The sequence below is a fragment of the Kitasatospora nipponensis genome (assembly GCF_039528135.1).
Lineage (GTDB): Bacteria > Actinomycetota > Actinomycetes > Streptomycetales > Streptomycetaceae > Kitasatospora > Kitasatospora nipponensis.
Genome location: NZ_BAAALF010000327.1, coordinates 1 through 5,033, shown reverse-complemented (window position 1 = coordinate 5,033; position 5,033 = coordinate 1). Strand labels below are relative to the sequence as shown.

At 75.6% G+C, this 5,033-nt stretch carries 4 protein-coding genes; 3 read left to right on the top strand and 1 reads right to left on the bottom strand.

The window, feature by feature from the left end; translation table 11 throughout:
- From ABD323_RS39440 to ABD323_RS39430, 3 genes are all read left to right on the top strand, one after another.
- Positions 1–709: hypothetical protein (locus ABD323_RS39440; protein ID WP_344446928.1), on the top strand; the 709-nt coding region annotated here is incomplete at its 5' end.
- Positions 706–3,474 carry a right-handed parallel beta-helix repeat-containing protein gene (locus ABD323_RS39435; RefSeq protein WP_344446927.1) on the top strand — a complete coding sequence of 923 codons (2,769 nt, stop codon included), beginning with the start codon at positions 706–708 and terminating at the stop codon, positions 3,472–3,474. The genes ABD323_RS39440 and ABD323_RS39435, both read left to right, overlap by 4 nt.
- Positions 3,475–3,597: 123 nt before the next feature.
- Complete coding sequence (locus ABD323_RS39430) at positions 3,598–4,164, top strand: GNAT family N-acetyltransferase (protein ID WP_344446926.1); 567 nt, start codon at positions 3,598–3,600, stop codon at positions 4,162–4,164.
- Between the two features lie 64 nt (positions 4,165–4,228).
- Here ABD323_RS39430 and ABD323_RS39425 read toward each other — a convergent pair whose 3' ends face one another.
- Positions 4,229–4,843, bottom strand: coding sequence for an HdeD family acid-resistance protein (locus ABD323_RS39425; protein WP_344446925.1), 615 nt, complete (start codon positions 4,841–4,843; stop codon positions 4,229–4,231).
- Positions 4,844–5,033 lie beyond the last annotated feature (190 nt).

The following is a 5,033-nucleotide window of genomic DNA, read 5'->3' as shown; positions in this document are numbered from 1 at the left end:
CACGCCCCCCGCCGCCGCACTGCCCGCCGTGCCGGGCAACCCCGTCGCGCCGGCGCCCGTCCAGCCCGCCGCCCCGGCCCAGCCTCCGGCGGCCGCGCCCGGCCAGGGCGTCCCCGCCCCGACCACCGCCGCCCCCCAGCCGCCGGCCGCCACCCCGGCACCCCCGAAGCCCACGTACACCGCGGTCGCCGGCCCGAGCTGCTCGAACAGCACGACCGGCTTCCTCGGCAAGGACGCCGACTACACGCTGGGCACCGCCGGCTGGCTCAAGTCCAGCACCGGCGGTTACAGCGGCGACGGCTGCCAGGCGGGCTACGTCTCGGAGCCGATGTCCGGCAACGCGACCTCCTACGACACCTCGCAGGGCGCGCTGTGGCACTTCGACTTCGGCGCGAGCTTCAAGGCGGCCTCCTGCCGGCTCTCCGTCTACGTGCCGAACAGCACCGACCTCACCCACGTGGGCGGCAACCCCACCCACTACTACCTCTTCGGCCAGGACTACGAGTACGGCATGGCCCTCACGCCGCTCGGCCAGTTCGACGTCTCCCAGGTCTCCAACCGGGGCAAGTGGGTCGACCAGGGCCCGTTCTCGGTCACCACCGGGCAGGTCACGCTGAAGATGGTGAACACCGGCATCGACTACACCTCGGCGACCTCGCACGCCCACCACGCCGCGTCGGCGGTCCGGCTGAGCTGCACCGCCGCGTGAGCGGGCGGCTGCTGCGGGTCTCGCCCCGGGGCTGGGGGGCGCACCACACCATCGGTGCGGCCGTCCGGGCCGCTGAGGCGGGCGCGGTGGTCTCGGTGCAGCCCGGCACGTACACCGAGAACGTGGTGCTCGAGCGGGAGATCACGCTGGTGGCCGAGAAGGGGCCGGGCACCGTCGAGCTGGTCGCGCCGCGCGGCACCGCGCTGACCGTCCTGGCGGACGGCGAGGTCCGGGGGCTGACGGTCCGTGGCGGCGACCCGGACCGGCCGGCGCTGGCCGTCACCGCCGCCCGGGTGCTGCTGGCGCGGTGCGCGATCGTCGGCGGGCGACTGCTGGTCTCCGGGGACGCCGCGCCGACCGTGCGCGACTGCGAGGTGCGCGAGAGCGGCGCGGTGGGGATCCAGCTGGCCGGCGACAGCCGGGCGGTGCTGGAGAACACCGAGGTGGGGGAGACCGACGCGGTGGCGGTGCTGGTCGAGCAGGGCGCGGATCCGGTGGTGCGGGCGCTCGGCGTCGCGGCGGCGGGCGGCGACGCGCTGCTGCTGCGCGGTGCGGCGCGCGGCGCCTTCACCGACTGCGCGCTGAGCGCCGCCGGGCCGATCGTGCGGATCGAGGGCGAGGCGCGGCCGGTGCTGCGCGGCTGCCGCCTGACGGACGGTGGGGCCCAGGGCGTACTCGCCAGCGAGCAGGCGGGCACCGACCAGGCGGGGGGCGCGCGGGGGGCCGCCGCGCCCACGGAGCAGGCGCCGGACGCCGGCGGCGGCCCGGCGCAGGGCGCGGCCGGCGACGGCGTCCTGCTGATCGACTGCGAGATCAGCCGGGTGGTCGGCACCGGCGTCCAGCTGACCGACGGCGCGGCCCTGTCGCTGCGCGACTGCCGGATCGCCGGGACCGGCCGGGCCGGCCTACTGGCCGGCGGCGAGGCGGTCCTGCGGCTGATCGACACCGCGGTGCGCGACACCGCCGACAGGGCGCTGGCGGCCACCGGCGCGGCCCGCGTCGAGCTGCGCCGCACCACCTTGCAACGCTGCGCCGCCAACGGGGTGTTCGCCAGCGGTGAGAGCAGCGTCGAGCTGACCGGGTGCACGGTGGCCGACACCGGATTCACCGCCGTGCACCTGGCCGGCGCTGCGCGGGCCCGGATCGAGGACTGCACGGTCCGAGGCACCCCGCAGCACGGCCTGCGGGTCACCGAAGGCGCTCTGCTGGACCTGCTGGACAGCAGCGTCGAGGGCGCGGCGCTGAGCGGGATCGCGGTGGAGGGCGGCGACCTGACGGCCCGCCGGTGCACCGTCACCGGGTGCGGCACCGGGATCGCGCTGAGCGGTCCGCACCGCCCGCTGGTCGAGGACTGCGTGATCGAGGGCAGCGCCGAGGCCGGGCTGCGGGTCGGCGAGGAGAGCGGCGCGCTCGTGGTGGACACCCGGATCAGCCGCACCGGCTCGGCCGGCGTGCTGATCGGCGAACGGGCCACCCCCTGGATCGGCGACTGCGAGATCCGTGACACCGAGGGCAGCGGCGTCGTCGTCCGGTCCGGCGCGCACCCCCGGCTGCGCGCGCTCACCGTCGCGGGCACCGCCAAGAACGGCCTCTACCTCGCCGACGGCGCCCGGGGCCTGATCACCGACTGCGCCGTCTCGGCCACCGGCTACCCGGCGCTCTACGTCGGCGCCGGGGCCACCCCGCGCCTCAGCGGCTGCCGGATCCACGACACCGACGAGGACGTCAAGCTCGCCGAGGGCGCGGCGCCGCACTTCGAGAACTGCCGGGTCGAGAACGTGAAGATCGACGCGCTGCCCGCCGAGGGGCGCGCCGCCGCCGGTACCGCGCCGGTCGGTCGCCCCGGGACACCGGGCGTGCCGGGCCTGCCGGGCCTGCCGGGGACCTCGGGGGTGCGCACGACCGGCGCCGGGCCCGGCTACGGCACGGCGGCGGGCGAGGAGGCCGAGCCGGTCGCCACCCTGGAGGACCTGCTCGACGAACTGCGCGCGCTGGTCGGCCTGGAAGGGGTCAAGCACGACGTCTCCACGCTGGTCGACGTGATGCAGATGGTCCGCCGCCGCACGGAGGCCGGACTGCCGCCGCCACCGCTCAGCCGGCACCTGGTCTTCGCCGGGAACAGCGGCACCGGCAAGACCACGGTGGCCCGGCTCTACGGCAGGATCCTGGCCGCCCTCGGCCTGCTCTCGCGCGGTCACCTGGTGGAGACCGACCGCGGCGACCTGGTCGGCGAGTACATCGGTCACACCGCGCCCAAGACCACCGCGGTCTTCCGCCGGGCGCTGGGCGGCGTGCTCTTCATCGACGAGGCGTACGCGCTGGTCCCGGCCGGGCAGGGCAGCGACTTCGGGCTGGAGGCGATCGCCACGCTGGTCAAGCTGATGGAGGACCACCGCGACGACGTGGTGGTGATCGTGGCCGGCTACCCGGAGGAGATGGCGCGCTTCGTGGACGCCAACCCCGGCCTCGCCTCCCGCTTCGCGCGCACCCTGGTCTTCGACGACTACGCGGCCGACGAGCTGGTCAGCATCGTGCGGGGCAACGCCCACCGGCACCGCTACGAGCTGACCGGGCCGACCGGCGAGGCGCTGGCCGGCTACTTCGCGACGGTCGGCCGCGACGAGCGGTTCGGCAACGGCCGCACCGCCCGCCAGCTCTTCCAGCGGATGACCGAGCGGCACGCCCGCCGGGTGGCCGAGCTCGCCGAGCCGACCACCGAGGACCTGCTCACCCTGCTGCCGCAGGACGTGCCGCTCGTCGAGTGACGCCGGGGCCGCCGGGGCTCGCCGAGACTCATCGGGGCCCGCCGGGGCACCGGGTCGGGGCGCCTGGTCGGGGCGCCGATAAGCGGTCGACGGCGTCCGATCGTCGCTCTAGGGTCGAGAGACGTGATCGACGGCGGGCAGTGGGACGGGGGAGCGGGGATGGTCGAGCGGGTGACCGCGGCGCAGGTGGGCATCGAGCCGTGGTCCGAGGCCGATCTGCCGCTGCTGCACCTGACCAACACGCCCGAGGTGATGGCCCAGCTCGGCGGTCCGGAGAGCGCGGCCGGGGTCGAGGCCAGGCACCGGCTCTACCTCGACATCGCCGCGCGCGGCGCCGGCTGCCGCTTCAGCGTGCTGCTGCTGCCGCAGCGGGAGGCGGTCGGCACCATCGGCTACTCCGAGCGGGACTGGCAGGGCGAGCGGGTGTACGAGATGGGCTGGAAGGTGCTGCCGGACTTCCAGGGGCGCGGGATCGCGGCCGCCGCGGCCGGCGCCGCCGTCGCCCACGCCCGGGCGGTGGGCCGGCTGCGGTACCTGCACGCCTTCCCGCCGCTGGCGAACCCCGCCTCCAACGCGGTCTGCCGCCGGGCCGGCTTCGAGCTGGTGGGCACCTGCGACTTCGAGTACCCGCCGGGCTCGGGGACGGTCAAGCGGAGCAACGACTGGCGGCTGGACCTGTCGGCGCGCTGAGCCGGGCCCACCCGGTCGGATCCACCGGTCGGGTCCGCCCGGTCGGGCCGGCGCCCGGGGCGGCTCACGCGCCCGGCGGCAGGGCCTTGCTGCCGTGGCGCACCTGGAGGGCGGTGACGACCTCCACCAGGCCCATCACGACGAGCCAGATGCCGGCGAAGACGGTGAGCACCGACAGCGAGCCGAAGGGCTCGACCATCACCACGACACCGCCGATGATGCCGACCACACCCGAGAAGATGTGCCAGCCGCGGGCGGGCATCGCCGGGTCCTCCAGCGAGGCGACCAGCTGGGTGATGCCGCGGAAGAGCCAGCCGATGCCGATCCAGAAGGCCAGCAGCAGCAGGGACTGCGCCGGGCCGCGGAAGCAGACCAGCCCCAGCAGCACGCAGAGCGCGCCGCTGATGAAGGCCATCACGCGCAGCGCACTGGTCAGGTGGGTGCCGAAGGCGGCGGTCAGCTGCACCACGCCGATCACCAGCAGGTAGATGCCGAAGAGCACGCCGACCACGTGCAGCGTCGACTTCGGCCAGGCCAGGATCATGGCGCCGAGCGCCAGCGAGCCGAGGCCGGCGAGCAGCAGCAGCTGCCAGGCGGCCCGGGCCAGCGCGCGCAGTGGCCCGTCGGGCAGCGGGGAGGCGGCCGAGTGCGGGGTGGGACGGGGGGTGGGGCTGGTCATGGTGCCTCCAGGTCCTGACGGCTGCTCAGTACGGAGGCATACCGCGCCGGGGTGGCTCGTCGAACGTCCTGACGAGCCGGTTCACCCGCTCGCTGCGGGGAGCGCTGGGCCGACCGGTCCTCCTGCGCCCGGCGCCCTAGTAGTGCTTTGTTAGGTGGTGTCGTAGGTCTGCCATGGGATGGGTTGTCGG